Annotated in this window: 8 protein-coding genes and 3 rRNA genes; 2 read left to right on the plus strand and 9 right to left on the minus strand. The window is 52.2% G+C overall.

The window, feature by feature from the left end:
• Window positions 1-56: 56 nt before the first annotated feature.
• The 3 genes from tmk to NST04_RS03505 all read right to left on the minus strand — a co-directional run bounded on the left by tmk (window position 57) and on the right by NST04_RS03505 (window position 2832).
• Window positions 57-698 carry a dTMP kinase gene (gene tmk, locus NST04_RS03495; RefSeq protein ID WP_341183166.1) on the minus strand — a complete coding sequence of 214 codons (642 nt, stop codon included), beginning with the start codon at window positions 696-698 and terminating at the stop codon, window positions 57-59.
• On the minus strand, window positions 699-2429 hold the full coding sequence (locus tag NST04_RS03500; protein WP_341183167.1) for an aminotransferase class I/II-fold pyridoxal phosphate-dependent enzyme: 1731 nt from the start codon (window positions 2427-2429) through the stop codon (window positions 699-701). It abuts the gene before it with no gap.
• Window positions 2430-2646: 217 nt separating this feature from the next.
• Window positions 2647-2832 (minus strand): sigma factor G inhibitor Gin, encoded by a 186-nt coding sequence (locus NST04_RS03505; protein WP_036696352.1) that lies wholly within the window; start codon window positions 2830-2832, stop codon window positions 2647-2649.
• Between the two features lie 210 nt (window positions 2833-3042).
• On the opposite strand from NST04_RS03505, the gene NST04_RS03510 reads away from it, so the two are divergent.
• Entirely contained in the window at window positions 3043-3567 is a 525-nt protein-coding gene (locus tag NST04_RS03510) for a hypothetical protein (RefSeq protein ID WP_341183168.1), read from the plus strand.
• A gap of 83 nt (window positions 3568-3650) precedes the next feature.
• Here NST04_RS03510 and NST04_RS03515 read toward each other — a convergent pair whose 3' ends face one another.
• From NST04_RS03515 to gyrA, 6 genes are all read right to left on the minus strand, one after another.
• Entirely contained in the window at window positions 3651-4070 is a 420-nt protein-coding gene (locus NST04_RS03515) for a hypothetical protein (RefSeq protein WP_341183169.1), read from the minus strand.
• 263 nt (window positions 4071-4333) lie between these two features.
• A 5S ribosomal RNA gene (gene rrf, locus NST04_RS03520) occupies window positions 4334-4450 on the minus strand.
• Between the two features lie 78 nt (window positions 4451-4528).
• A 23S ribosomal RNA gene (locus NST04_RS03525) occupies window positions 4529-7456 on the minus strand.
• A gap of 293 nt (window positions 7457-7749) precedes the next feature.
• Window positions 7750-9310: ribosomal RNA gene (locus NST04_RS03530) — 16S ribosomal RNA — on the minus strand.
• The 16S, 23S and 5S rRNA genes sit together here, the layout of an rRNA operon.
• A 374-nt stretch (window positions 9311-9684) precedes the next feature.
• Window positions 9685-10785, minus strand: a complete 1101-nt coding sequence (locus tag NST04_RS03535) for an HD-GYP domain-containing protein (protein WP_341183170.1) — start codon at window positions 10783-10785, stop codon at window positions 9685-9687.
• 160 nt (window positions 10786-10945) lie between these two features.
• Window positions 10946-13492: a DNA gyrase subunit A gene (gene gyrA / locus NST04_RS03540; RefSeq protein WP_341183171.1), complete on the minus strand. Its 2547-nt coding sequence runs from the start codon at window positions 13490-13492 to the stop codon at window positions 10946-10948.
• A gap of 295 nt (window positions 13493-13787) precedes the next feature.
• Here gyrA and NST04_RS03545 point away from each other — a divergent pair, with 295 nt between their 5' ends.
• Window positions 13788-14675, plus strand: coding sequence for a YheC/YheD family protein (locus NST04_RS03545; RefSeq protein ID WP_341183172.1), 888 nt, complete (start codon window positions 13788-13790; stop codon window positions 14673-14675).
• Window positions 14676-14695: the final 20 nt, after the last annotated feature.

The following is a 14695-nucleotide window of genomic DNA, read 5'->3' on the forward strand; positions in this document are numbered from 1 at the left end:
CTGCAGAGAAGCCCTGTTCAATCATTATACCTCTATTGTTTATTTGACAAAACACCTTAGAAATCCTTTAATATCCTGTCCTTCAGCACACCTACAATATCCTGCTCCACCATATGGATGGGACGATTGGCATCAAGCACTACAATCCGCTCCAGATTGGAGCTGTTAACCAGCTCATAGCCCGCCCGCACCTTCTGGTGGAACTCAAGGCTCTCCAGATCCAGCCGGTTCACTTCCCGGTTCTGATTGGCGGCAATCCGGGACAGACCCACCTCGGGATCTACATCCAGGTAAAAGGTAAGATCAGGCATTCTCCCGCCAGTTGCAAACCGGTTAATCCCCCACACCTCTTCGATGCCCAGCCCTCTGGCGTACCCTTGATAGACTAGGCTGCTGTCTACAAAACGGTCGCAGAGCACAGTAATTCCCTCCTGCAAAGCAGGCTCGACTACTTCCGCCAGATGCTGGCTTCTTGCCGCCGCATACAGGAGTGCCTCTGTCCGGGCATCCATTGCCGTATGTGCCGGGTCGAGGATAATAGAGCGGATCTTCTCGGCAATCTCAATCCCTCCCGGCTCACGGGTGATTAAGTAGGGCATGGAATGGTTCTGCAGATAAGCTGCCACCCTGCCTAGTACGGTTGTTTTGCCGGAGCCGTCGCCTCCCTCCAGTGTAATGAAGAATCCTTCTCGCTTCACTTATACTTCTCCGCCCTTCTGAATGTTGTATACCTTAATATGCTGTAAGGCCGGATCAGCACAGGCCTGGAATTTCGCCCCGCCTGTACGCAGGCGGATCAGCCTGTCACAGACAGACGCTGTAATGCACTCTCCGGGATATAAGAGCGGAATGCCTGGCGGATAAGGAATAACCATCTCTGCCGCAATCCTGCCCTCACTTGCCTCAAGCTCTATGCTCTCTGTCTCACCGGCAGCCACCGGCCGGGTAGAGAACGCAACCGGAGCTGATACCGCCGGAATATCGAAATTGTTCCACGTGGAAATATTGGCAGAGAAGGTTGAGTCCCCTCCTCTGCTATTATATGAGGCTGACTGGGCTGCGGTCCGTGTGCTGGAGAAGGATTCTCCGCCTTGGGGAGCAGGAGCTGCGGTGTCCGTGTAAGTAGACTGGCCGCGTCCAGCGGTAGGTTCACGGTCTGAATGGGCTGCGGTCCCGCCTGTCTGCGGCGCTGCCAAGGTAGTCTGCGCCGCAATGTCCTGCAGCGCTGTCAGCAGCGCAGCTGCCTCTTCAGCCTTCGAGCCGAGGCTGAAGGCCAGTACCACGTGCCGGTCGTCGCTCATCTCCGGCACGATTCCCCTCCCTTCGAGCCTGCGCTGCAGCTCGAAGCCCCCCAGGACCCCTGCGGCGTCATATATGACCGCCTTAAAGGGGTCCTGGGTCACGTACGCCGCCCCGCGCAGCGGCGGCGTACTCACTCCTGCGGCGCTGGCCCCGCCGCAGACAGGCTGCTGCAGCGAAGCCGGCTGCAGCAGCCCGAAGCGCGGCAGCGCCGCCAGGCCGCGCCGCAGGACATCCACGGCGGCGAGCCCCGCCGTGAAGGCACCGGCGCCCTGGCTGTGCAGCAGGCGCCGGGCCAGATCGAGCGAAGCCATCACGGGGTACGATGGGCTGGAGCTCTGCACCATGGCCAGGCGCTGCCGCAGCAGCGCGCGGTCAAGCCATGGCCCTTGCACATGCAGCATGGCGCCCATTGTCAGCGCCGTCAGCATCTTATGCGTGGACTGCACCACGCCGTCCGCGCCCCCCGCAAGTGCCCCGGCCGGAAGCGCCGGGTGCTGCCCGTAATGCGCCCCGTGCGCCTCATCCACCAGCAGCGGCACGCCGCTGGCGTGACAGGCCTGCGCGAGGGGCGCAAGGTCAATGCCCATGCCGTAGTAGTTCGGCATAGTGACCAGAACGCCGGCTGCCTCCGGATAGGCATTCAGCGCCGCCTGCACCGTCTCAGCAGACGGAGCCACGGCGAGTCCGCTGCCCGGATCAATCTCCGGCTCCAGGAAGACTGCACGCGCTCCTGCCAGCATCAGTCCATGAATAACGGACTTGTGGACGTTGCGCTGCAAAAGAAGCAGCCTTCCGGGCTCAGCACAGACCGTCAGGATCAGTGCCAGATTACCCGCGGTGCTGCCGCCTACCAACATATAGCTCTCCTCCGCTCCATAACAGTCTGCGGCCAGCTCCTGCGCTTCTCTTATTACCCCTTCCGGATGATGAAGGTCATCCGTTCCGGTAATTTCCGTCACATCGTAACGCATCACTTCCGTGAGATACCCCGCACTCTCTGCACTGACAGTACTCCGGTAAGCCTCCCCGTTCTTGTGACCCGGCACATGATAAGATATATTACCCTTAAGTCTATATTTTTCCAGCATTTCGTATACAGGTGCCCTGCCAGGCTGTAGCTTGTCCATAGATTCTTCCTCCCCTGGGGGTTACCATCTATTTTAACGCAAATACACCCAAACGCCTATCACTTCCGTAAAGGACCGCACAGGCAATAAAACGGCCTCTCTCACCCGGTCAGGGCGGAGAAGCCGTTAAGAGGAACTTTGTATTTGCAGCCAACGCGACACAGATTCACCGCCCGCTCTTTATATGTTGCTTGTTACAGGTACTGCAATTCGTTCATTAAGCATGCATACGCAGATTGATCTTCTTCATCCGGCTAATGAAAAAGTTGTACTTCACATCCTCAGCCTCCGTACGCACCATCTCACTCTCACAGTCCTCACAGATGAAATGCGAGACAATCACAATGCCTTCTTCCTTTTCCTGCCCGCAGATAATGCAGGCCTGCCCGGTTTGCTGTTCCATTTTCATCCCACCTTGACTCTTTTAAGAACAGTATGGTACACCTTCTATCATTTTAAACCTTTTCATAGTTTTTTCCTAATCCTTCATAGCCTGAAATATATATATTCGCCTGCTACCCATTCGGTGAATCTGAACCCGTTGTTTAATAAAACGCAGGAGCAGGCCGATAATAATAACAAGAGAACTTGCGAGGAGGTCCGAATTCCAGGTATGGAACCAAACACCAAAGGTGCCGCTACATTCTATCAATACAAGCTTATCAAAAAAATTACTATTACAGCCTTCCTGCTGCGGGTCTATATCACCCTACCGTTTATATGTCTTGTACTCGAAAGTGTCTTTCTCTCCTGGCTGAGTATCCTGTTCATGATTATAGCCGGACCTGTCATGCTGTGGATTCAGTATGTCATCTCACGCTCTGTATTGGTGATTAGCGGACACCCTATCGCCAAGCGCTGGAGATTGTCCCTGCGCCTGCCCTGGCCCGGTTACATGCCTGATCAATATATCAATTACGGCATCTTCCGCACGGTACAGCTGCATAATCTCTGGATCGGTCTCTGTATAGCTGCACTCTTCATCGTCTGGGCTCCGCCCGCCTTCACGGCTTCGCTGGCGGTATGCCACCTGTGGCTGCTGCTCCCCCGTCTGTATGCGCTGCTGCGGTTAAGAAGTGTAGCCAAAGACGGGATGCTCAAGTTTGGTGCGGGAGACGCCTCCTATTACGCCCAGTAATCCAACCAGATATACATAGCGCTGTATTTAAGCGGCCCAGCATGCACGCAAAAAATCGCCATCCATAACCGGACGGCGATTTTTTATCTGTTCTTCAAGCCTTTAGTGGTGACCTTCTTTTCCTTCGGAATCATCACGATGAAATAGTCGTCATACACGGTCAGGTGTACAATAAGTCCTTCTTTCTGAAAAACACGTGAACTCCCTGAATCGTCTGCTTTCTGTTCCTGCTCTTCCCAGCCCCACGCCTTAATGGCTGCAAGATAAGGATCCGGCACACCGTTCTTCTCCTTCATCCCCGGGAGGGAGTACCGTACATAGTCCATGGCTACGTTTGTAGTTGTTCTGTCGGGTGAGCTTGCCTCTTTGGGAACGGGGAAGTCTTCCTCATTAAGTGCACCGTTAAAAGTCTCCCATGCCGGCTCCTTCGTGCTGCAACCCACCAGCATTGCTCCGACTATACAAAGAATAACTAATATCCACAAAGGTTGGGTTCGCTTCATACCTTAAATCCTCCTTACCTCTACCATGCATCTAAAGACGCAAGAAAATTCCAAGATAGAATTTATACGTAGTTCATTCGTATTAAGGCTTTTGCTTATTTATTGCACTTTTCCATTATACTTGGAACCATCGCCTCGTCGGTAACAAAAATGTCACTCGTTTGTAAGCGTTTTTATATTAAAATTCCTTGCCCCTTCCCGCTTTTTATATATGCGGGTATACCAAAAAGCCATTGTCGACAATTCGACAATGGCTCATGTGTGCTTGGCAACGTCCTACTCTCCCAGGACCCTTCGGTCCAAGTACCATCGGCGCTGGAGGGCTTAACGGTCGTGTTCGGGATGGGTACGTGTGGAACCCCTCCGCTATCGCCACCAAACGGGCATTTACAGCGTAAATGCTTCAGGAATTTGATTCCTGAAAACTGAATCCGAAACGAATCTGCGTGATAGAAATTTTGGATAAGCCCTCGACCGATTAGTATTGGTCAGCTCCATGCATTGCTGCACTTCCACCTCCAACCTATCTACCTCGTCGTCTTCAAGGGGTCTTACATACTGGGAAATCTCATCTTGAGGGGGGCTTCACGCTTAGATGCTTTCAGCGCTTATCCCGTCCGTACGTAGCTACTCAGCCATGCTCCTGGCGGAACAACTGATGCACCAGCGGTACGTCCATCCCGGTCCTCTCGTACTAAGGACAGCTCCTCTCAAATTTCCTGCGCCCACGACAGATAGGGACCGAACTGTCTCACGACGTTCTGAACCCAGCTCGCGTACCGCTTTAATGGGCGAACAGCCCAACCCTTGGGACCTACTTCAGCCCCAGGATGCGATGAGCCGACATCGAGGTGCCAAACCTCCCCGTCGATGTGGACTCTTGGGGGAGATAAGCCTGTTATCCCCAGGGTAGCTTTTATCCGTTGAGCGATGGCCCTTCCATGCGGTACCACCGGATCACTAAGTCCGACTTTCGTCCCTGCTCGACTTGTAGGTCTCGCAGTCAAGCTCCCTTATGCCTTTGCACTCTGCGAATGATTTCCAACCATTCTGAGGGAACCTTTGAACGCCTCCGTTACTCTTTAGGAGGCGACCGCCCCAGTCAAACTGCCCGCCTGACACGGTCCCCGTACCCGATAAGGGCACTAGGTTAGAACCTAGATACGATCAGGGTGGTATCCCAACGGCGCCTCCGCAGAAGCTTGCGCTCCTGCCTCCACGGCTCCCACCTATCCTGTACAGATCGTACCCAAATTCAATATCAAGCTGCAGTAAAGCTCCATGGGGTCTTTCCGTCTTGTCGCGGGTAACCTGCATCTTCACAGGTATTAAAATTTCACCGGATCTCTCGTTGAGACAGCGCCCAAGTCGTTACGCCATTCGTGCGGGTCAGAATTTACCTGACAAGGAATTTCGCTACCTTAGGACCGTTATAGTTACGGCCGCCGTTTACTGGGGCTTCGGTTCACAGCTTCGGGTTTAACCCCTAACCGCTCCCCTTAACCTTCCAGCACCGGGCAGGCGTCAGCCCGTATACTTCGCCTTACGGCTTCGCACAGACCTGTGTTTTTGCTAAACAGTCGCTTGGGCCTTTTCACTGCGGCCCCCTCGGGCTATTCACCCTACCGAGGCACCCCTTCTCCCGAAGTTACGGGGTCATTTTGCCGAGTTCCTTAACGAGAGTTCTTCCGCGCGCCTTAGAATTCTCTTCTCGCCTACCTGTGTCGGTTTGCGGTACGGGCACCTTCTCCTGACTAGAGGCTTTTCTTGGCAGTGTGAGATCATGACCTTCGCTACTGTAATTTTCGCTCCCCATCACAGCCCAGCCTTACGGTGTGCGGATTTGCCTACACACCAGCCTCACTGCTTAGACGGACATCCATCAGTCCGCGTCACTACCCTCCTGCGTCACCCCATCGCTCATAGCGGATTACGGTGGTACAGTAATTTCAAACTGTTGTCCTTCGACTACGCCTTTCGGCCTCGCCTTAGGTCCCGACTTACCCTGAGCGGACGAGCCTTCCTCAGGAAACCTTGGGCTTTCGGCGGATCAGATTCTCACTGATCTTTTCGTTACTCATACCGGCATTCTCACTTGTATGCTGTCCAGCGCTCCTTACGGTACACCTTCAACCCACATACAACGCTCCCCTACCCCAGATGCAAAGCATCTAGCCATAGCTTCGGTGGTGTGTTTAGCCCCGTTACATTTTCGGCGCAGAGTCACTCGACCAGTGAGCTATTACGCACTCTTTCAATGGTGGCTGCTTCTAAGCCAACATCCTGGTTGTCTGTGCAACTCCACATCCTTTCCCACTTAACACACACTTGGGGACCTTAGCTGATGGTCTGGGCTGTTTCCCTTTTGACAATGGATCTTAGCACTCACTGTCTGACTCCCGGCAAGAAGTAAATGGCATTCGGAGTTTGACTGAGCTTGGTAACCCTTGCGGGCCCCGCACCCAATCAGTGCTCTACCTCCACCACTCCATTCACCGAGGCTAGCCCTAAAGCTATTTCGGGGAGAACCAGCTATCTCCGAGTTCGATTGGAATTTCTCCGCTACCCCCACCTCATCCCCGCATTTTTCAACATGCGTGGGTTCGGGCCTCCAGTGCGTGTTACCGCACCTTCACCCTGGACAGGGGTAGATCACACGGTTTCGGGTCTACGTCCACATACTAAATCGCCCTATTCAGACTCGCTTTCGCTGCGGCTCCGGCTTCTCACCTTAACCTTGCATGTTAAACGTAACTCGCCGGTTCATTCTACAAAAGGCACGCCATCACCCATAAAAAGGGCTCTGACTTTTTGTAAGCACACGGTTTCAGGTTCTATTTCACTCCCCTTCCGGGGTGCTTTTCACCTTTCCCTCACGGTACTGTTTCACTATCGGTCGCCAGGTAGTATTTAGCCTTAGCAGATGGTCCTGCTGGATTCATACGGGGTTTCACGTGCCCCGCACTACTCGGGATCCGTCTCGGAGAGAATACCATTTCGGCTACAGGGCTTTTACCTCTATCGCGGGCCTTTCCAGACCTCTTCGCCTACCATATTCCTTTGTAACTCCATGTGAGACGTCCCACAACCCCAAGAGGCAAGCCTCTTGGTTTAGGCTGTTCCGCGTTCGCTCGCCGCTACTGACGGAATCACTATTGTTTTCTCTTCCTCAGGGTACTTAGATGTTTCAGTTCCCCTGGTCTGCCTCTGCGTATCCTATGTATTCAGATACGAGTAACTGCGAATTACCACAGCTGGGTTTCCCCATTCGGACACCCCCGGATCAAAGCTTGCTTACAGCTCCCCGAGGCAGTTTCGTTGTTCGCCACGTCCTTCGTCGGCTCCTGGCGCCTAGGCATCCTCCGTGTGCTCTTAGTAGCTTAACCTCGATTTTTCCGTCAGGAAACTATCGGACAATGAATTTCTTCAACGTCTGTATTTCCATCAAGATCATCGTAGCATCGCCATTAATTCAAAACTTGTTTACACAAGTTCAGCTTAAAGGAATGTTCTAAAACGCAAATTCGTTTCGGTATCCAGTTTTCAAGGATCAAAGGTAAAGATGAGAGCTTAAACTCTCAAAACTGACCAACGAGTGAGTAACAGGCCTAAACCTGATTGGTTTGGAAGCGAAGCTTCCGATTTGAATGTTTCCGTTGCAGGAAACGATTCTCCATAGAAAGGAGGTGATCCAGCCGCACCTTCCGATACGGCTACCTTGTTACGACTTCACCCCAATCATCTACCCCACCTTCGGCGGCTGGCTCCCTTGCGGGTTACCCCACCGACTTCGGGTGTTGTAAACTCTCGTGGTGTGACGGGCGGTGTGTACAAGACCCGGGAACGTATTCACCGCGGCATGCTGATCCGCGATTACTAGCAATTCCGACTTCATGCAGGCGAGTTGCAGCCTGCAATCCGAACTGAGACCGGCTTTGCTGGGATTGGCTCCACCTCGCGGCTTCGCTTCCCGTTGTACCGGCCATTGTAGTACGTGTGTAGCCCAGGTCATAAGGGGCATGATGATTTGACGTCATCCCCACCTTCCTCCGGTTTGTCACCGGCAGTCACTCTAGAGTGCCCAGCTCAACCTGCTGGCAACTAAAGTCAAGGGTTGCGCTCGTTGCGGGACTTAACCCAACATCTCACGACACGAGCTGACGACAACCATGCACCACCTGTCTCAACTTTCCCCGAAGGGCACCTGATGCATCTCTGCTTCGTTAGTTGGATGTCAAGACCTGGTAAGGTTCTTCGCGTTGCTTCGAATTAAACCACATACTCCACTGCTTGTGCGGGTCCCCGTCAATTCCTTTGAGTTTCAGTCTTGCGACCGTACTCCCCAGGCGGAGTGCTTACTGTGTTAACTTCGGCACCAAGGGTATCGAAACCCCTAACACCTAGCACTCATCGTTTACGGCGTGGACTACCAGGGTATCTAATCCTGTTTGCTCCCCACGCTTTCGCGCCTCAGCGTCAGTTACAGCCCAGAAAGTCGCCTTCGCCACTGGTGTTCCTCCACATATCTACGCATTTCACCGCTACACGTGGAATTCCACTTTCCTCTTCTGTACTCAAGTCACCCAGTTTCCAGTGCGACCTCAGGTTGAGCCCAAGGTTTAAACACCAGACTTAAATAACCGCCTGCGCGCGCTTTACGCCCAATAATTCCGGACAACGCTTGCCCCCTACGTATTACCGCGGCTGCTGGCACGTAGTTAGCCGGGGCTTTCTTCTCAGGTACCGTCACTCCGGTAGCAGTTACTCTACCGGACGTTCTTCCCTGGCAACAGAGCTTTACGATCCGAAAACCTTCATCACTCACGCGGCGTTGCTCCGTCAGGCTTGCGCCCATTGCGGAAGATTCCCTACTGCTGCCTCCCGTAGGAGTCTGGGCCGTGTCTCAGTCCCAGTGTGGCCGTTCACCCTCTCAGGTCGGCTACGCATCGTCGCCTTGGTGGGCCGTTACCCCACCAACTAGCTAATGCGCCGCAGGCCCATCCCCAAGCAGCAGATTGCTCCGCCTTTCATTCTCTCCTCAGGAGAAGAAAGAAATTATCCGGTATTAGCTACCGTTTCCGGTAGTTATCCCAGGCTTGAGGGCAGGTTGCCTACGTGTTACTCACCCGTCCGCCGCTAAGTTTGAAAGGAAGCAAGCTTCCTCTCAAACTCCGCTCGACTTGCATGTATTAGGCACGCCGCCAGCGTTCGTCCTGAGCCAGGATCAAACTCTCCAAATTGGTATTTAGAAAGAGCGATTGCTCATTTTGAAACATCTGACGAGAATTTACATTCTCATTTTTGGATCTCACCGAAGTGATCTCCAGATACTCACTCGTTGTTCAGTTTTCAAAGATCAAGCTCGTTGTCAGCGCCGCTCACTGCGTCACCAGCAACTCTTATAATATATCACATCCAGCCGATCAATGCAAGCTCTTTTTTAACTTCTTTTCGAGCTCGGCGTTGATGTTTCGCGGCCAGAAATAGAATATATCACGGATAGAGATTCATTGCAAGCTTTTATTTCTATTTCACTCTCTAAAAAGCTACGCTTCCCTAACCGCCCTTAGTCCGGCAAGTAAGTTAGCATAGCTCTACTCCTCTGTCCGCGTACTTAAGCAATAATCTCCTGAATGTGCAGCTCCCGTTCATTGATCAGATTAACGATGTTTCCTTCAACTTGAATCATGGGTCTTGTCGGGTTGTTACGATCGGTAAAGATGATTTCCCCGTGACGTCCATCGCTGAGCCGTATCCGTGTACCGTTATATAGGTCTGTCGTCTTTTGAATGAAGGTCTGTACGATTACCGGATCGAGCTTCCCGAAGCTCTCCTTCTGCAGCTGCTCCAATACCAGATATGGCGACTGTGCCTTTCTGTAGGCTTTTCCCAGCGTCATGGCATGGAAGATATCGGCGACTGCCACAATCTTGGCGTAGAAATGAATCTGGCTGCCATCCAGCCTAAGCGGATACCCTGAACCGTCTATCTTCTCATGGTGCTGCAAGGCGGCGAGTCTTACCCCTTCGTTAATGGCTGTAACATTGCGCAGCAACTGATAACCGTATGTAGTGTGCCTGCGTACCTCGTCAATCTCTGCACCGCTTAGAGGGGTTGGTTTCTGCAGCAGCGCTTCGTCTACCTTAATGTTACCTATATCGTGCAGCAAGCCGGCAAAAGCAGCCTGCATCCAGTCCTTCTGCGGATATCCGCACCACTGGGCAATTCGGTAGGAGGTCAAGGCAGACAAAACAGCATTATGATAGTTATATTCCTGGTCAATTAGCACACGCGGAGCAAACTTTAAGACATGGTAATCTTTCAAATGGGTAATCAGCAGCTCCAGCTGACTCCGCAGTTCGAAGATCGGAAGAGCCGCAGCGGCCGCTGCACGGTAGCTTTGCTTGATAAGCACCAGCATTTTCTCATACTCATCGTGAAGCGGAGAATTACTCTTGGCCAGCACTGATTCATTAATCAGAGCACCTGCCTTGGCCGCTTGCTGCTTCACTGCCGGTTTAGCGCTCTCTGCCGGTTTGTCTTCCCCTTGAGCCCCTTCAATCTCAACCTGTCCGATTAAAAAAGCCTGCAAAATCTCAATATCCCGGGGGAGAATGATCTTGCCCTTCCCGAACAATACCCCTCCTAAAGGAGTAATTACATCCTTTATAATCTTTGAACCCGCTTTAATCTCTCCAACGGATATGTTTGGCATTAGCCTAAGCCCCTTTATGTCGGTGACACCTGTAATTCTCTAATTATAGTATGGAACAGGGGAAGCGGCTAGATAGAGAATTCCCCGTTCATCAGTTGATAGGGTATAAAAAAAGAGCATGGATTTCTATATATCAGAAATCCATGCTCTCTTGCAATTCTTATTCGAGGTTGTCTTCTTCGTTCAAGGCATCCGCTTCAGGCTGGCTGGCTTCAATACCGCCTTCGCCTTCTACAGGAGCTCCTTGAATGTCTTCGCCGTCCTCATGCTCAGACAGCTCTTCATCCTCTTTGTCCGCTCTGCATAGTGTAGCTACAGCATCATCCTCACGGATGTTAATCAGCTTAACACCCTGCGCATAACGGCCCATGGTGGATATTCCGTCCATGCTGGTACGGATCAGGGTACCGCTGGTCGTAATAATCATCAAGTCCTCGTCCTGCTTGACGACCTTCAGCCCGACAACCGGCCCGTTCTTATCCGTAAGGTTAATAGTCTTGATACCTTTACCCCCGCGGGTCTGGGACCGGTAGTCAGCAGCAGGTGTCCGCTTACCATAGCCCTTGGTGGTTACGATCAGTACCTCAAGCTCCTGGTCTACGCAGTCCATGCCAATAACATGGTCATTGGAATCAAGCGTGATCCCCTTAACCCCCGTAGCACTGCGGCCCATGGAACGTACATCATTCTCCGAGAAGGTAATCGACATTCCGCGTGCAGTACCGATTATCAGATTCTGCTCACCATCCGTCAGCTTCACCTCAATCAGTGAATCCTCCTCACGGAGATTGATTGCAATCAGACCACCCTTACGGATGTTGTTGTAATCCTCCAGAGGCGTCTTCTTCACAATCCCCTCACGGGTAGCGAAGAACAGGTACTTGTCACTGTCCGCTTCCTCCACCTGGATGACCGCGCTGATCTTCTCGCCCTGCTCGATTTGAATCAGGTTGATGATCGGCGTTCCCCGGGCAGTCCGTCCAAGCTCCGGAATCTCATAGGCCTTAATCCGGTACACCTTACCCTTATCAGTGAAGAACATCAGGTAGTTATGGGAGTTACTCACGAAGAGATGCTCCACAAAGTCCTGGTCCTTGGTGTCCATCCCGATGACACCGCGTCCGCCGCGCTTCTGGCTGCGGTAGGTGTTGACCGGAAGACGTTTGATATAACCGGTGTGGGTAATCGTGATGACAACCTCTTCACGCGGAATCAGATCCTCGTCGAGGATGCTTTCTTCCCCAACGGTGATTTCTGTACGGCGGTCATCGGAGTATTTATCCCGGATCTCCTGCAGCTCATTGCTGATAATATCCAGCACGAGATGCTCATTGGCCAGAATCTCACGGTATTCGGCTATTTTGGCCAACAGCTCGTTATATTCATTCTCGATCTTCTCACGTTCCAGACCGGTCAGTCGCTGCATCCGCATATCGAGGATCGCCTGGGCCTGCTCTACGCTCAGACTGAAGGTCTCCATCAGACCTTCCCGGGCAATGTCGGTTGTGCGTGAGGCGCGGATCAGGGCAATGACTTCATCCAAATGATCCAGGGCAATACGCAGCCCTTCCAGAATATGCGCCCGTGCTTCCGCCTTCTTAAGGTCGAAGATTGTCCGGCGGCGGATGACTTCGATCTGATGCTGCAGATAGTGATACAGTACATCGCGCAGATTCAGAATCTTCGGTTCATTGTTGACAATAGCCAGCATGTTGATCCCGAAGGTGGACTGCATGGAAGTATGCTTGTAGAGATTGTTGAGTACAACGCTCGGATTCACATCCCGTCTCATTTCAACCACTACGCGCATTCCGTTACGGTCAGACTCATCACGCAGATCCGTAATGCCCTCGATGCGCTTCTCACGCACCAGTTCCGCAATCTTCTCCACGAGCCGGGCCTTATTGACCTGGTAAGGAAGCTCATGCACAATAATCCGGGCCTTGCCGTTATTCTCTTCAATAACCGCTTTGGCACGCATAGTAACCGATCCGCGTCCAGTGCGGTAGGCCTGACGGATGCCTTCACGGCCCAGAATATATCCGGCCGTCGGGAAATCCGGGCCTTGAATATATTCCATAAGCTCCATAGGCGTAATATCAGGATTCTTGATCATCGCCTGCACACCGTCAATTACCTCACCGAGATTATGCGGAGGAATATTGGTTGCCATCCCCACCGCAATCCCGCCTACACCATTAACCAGCAGATTGGGATAACGCGCCGGCAAGACTACAGGCTCGTTCTCTTCACCGTCATAGTTAGGCGCGAAGTCAACGGTCTCCTTGTTCAGGTCACGGAGCATTTCTCCGGCAATTTTGGACAAACGTGCTTCTGTATAACGCATTGCAGCCGCCATATCTCCGTCTATGGAACCGAAGTTACCATGACCGTCTACAAGCATATAGCGCATGGAGAAGTCCTGTGCCATACGTACCATTGTTTCATAGACTGCTGAGTCACCGTGAGGATGATACTTACCGATAACCTCACCGACGATTCTAGCCGACTTCTTATGTGGCTTATCCGAGGACATACCAAGTTCCGACATCGCAAACAAAATGCGTCGGTGAACAGGCTTAAGTCCATCCCGCACATCCGGCAAAGCCCGGCTTACAATGATGCTCATTGCGTAATCCATAAAGGATTCGCGCATTTCCACGCCAATGTCCCGATCTTTGACTTGCGGGTTATTTTGTTCAGCCATGAGTTGGTGGACCTCCTTCAGTTAAAAACCGCTACCCTATATTATATTACTTTCACAAAACCAGCACAATTAAACATGATAGCCTGTTATCGTCTATATTGATTTTCTTTTAGTACGGATAAGGGTATACGCCCTCTCCGCAGCTGTCTTCAGTACATAGACTGTAGAGACAAGAGAATTGGCTTCATGCCCCTGTTTTCGTCCCAAAAAGCATAATCTCATATCCTTATATTATAACATTATTTTGCTTTCTTGTCCTGAAAATTCGCTATGAATAAAGAAACGGAGGCAGAACATGAGGATTCAACGCGTGTCCAGCAAATGGGCAAAAACGAAAGTCATTCTGCAAAACCGTCAGCTCTCGGTCTATATCCCGGAAACGCGCAAATACAGCCTGGAGGATCTGAAAGAAATGCTTCATCTGCACGGCACGGTATATATAAAGCCCGACCGCGGCACCTATGGCAGCGGAGTAATGAGAGCCGAGCAGAGGATTGTACACCTAAGTCCCAGTGGACAGCAGCCGGAGACACGTGAACCGGTGACAGCTGCTCCGGACAGTGAAGCAGAAGTACCGGCAGAGCCGAAGCTGATGTATATTCTCAGGTATGCGAAGGACGCCGAGGTCTTTAATAGCCCCGAAGAGCTTCATGCCGCACTGGTACCACGGATTAGAGACCGCAGCTATCTGGTCCAGCAGGGCATTGATCTGCTGCAGCATCAGGATCGTCCCTTCGACCTGCGGGTGCTTACCCAGAAGAATCCCCAGGGCAGCTGGGAGACTACGGGCATGCTTGGAAGGGTCGCCGCACCGCAGAAGGTAATCACGAATTATCACAGCGGGGGCAGTGTTTTTCCGGTAGATACCCTGTTCAAGGAGCATATGACCAGTGACGAACTGTCTGCGACTACCCAGCAGCTCAAATCTCTGGGCGTCCGGATCGGAGCTCAGCTCGAAACGGCTTATCCAGGTCTTAAGGAGCTGGGGCTTGATGTAGCCATCGACCAGCATCACGATCTATGGCTGCTTGAAGTAAACACCTTACCCTCCATCATTGTCTTCAAATTGTTCCCGAACAAAGCAATTTACCGCAGAATCCACCGTTATGCTGTGGCCTATGGCCGGTTGAAGCCTAACCGGAAGTCCGTAAGCAGCCGCCGCAAGCGAATATCGAACGTCTAGCTCTATGTATTCAAGCGGCA

It is taken from the genome of Paenibacillus sp. FSL H7-0756 (assembly GCF_038006765.1).
In the GTDB taxonomy this organism is placed as follows: domain Bacteria; phylum Bacillota; class Bacilli; order Paenibacillales; family Paenibacillaceae; genus Paenibacillus_AQ.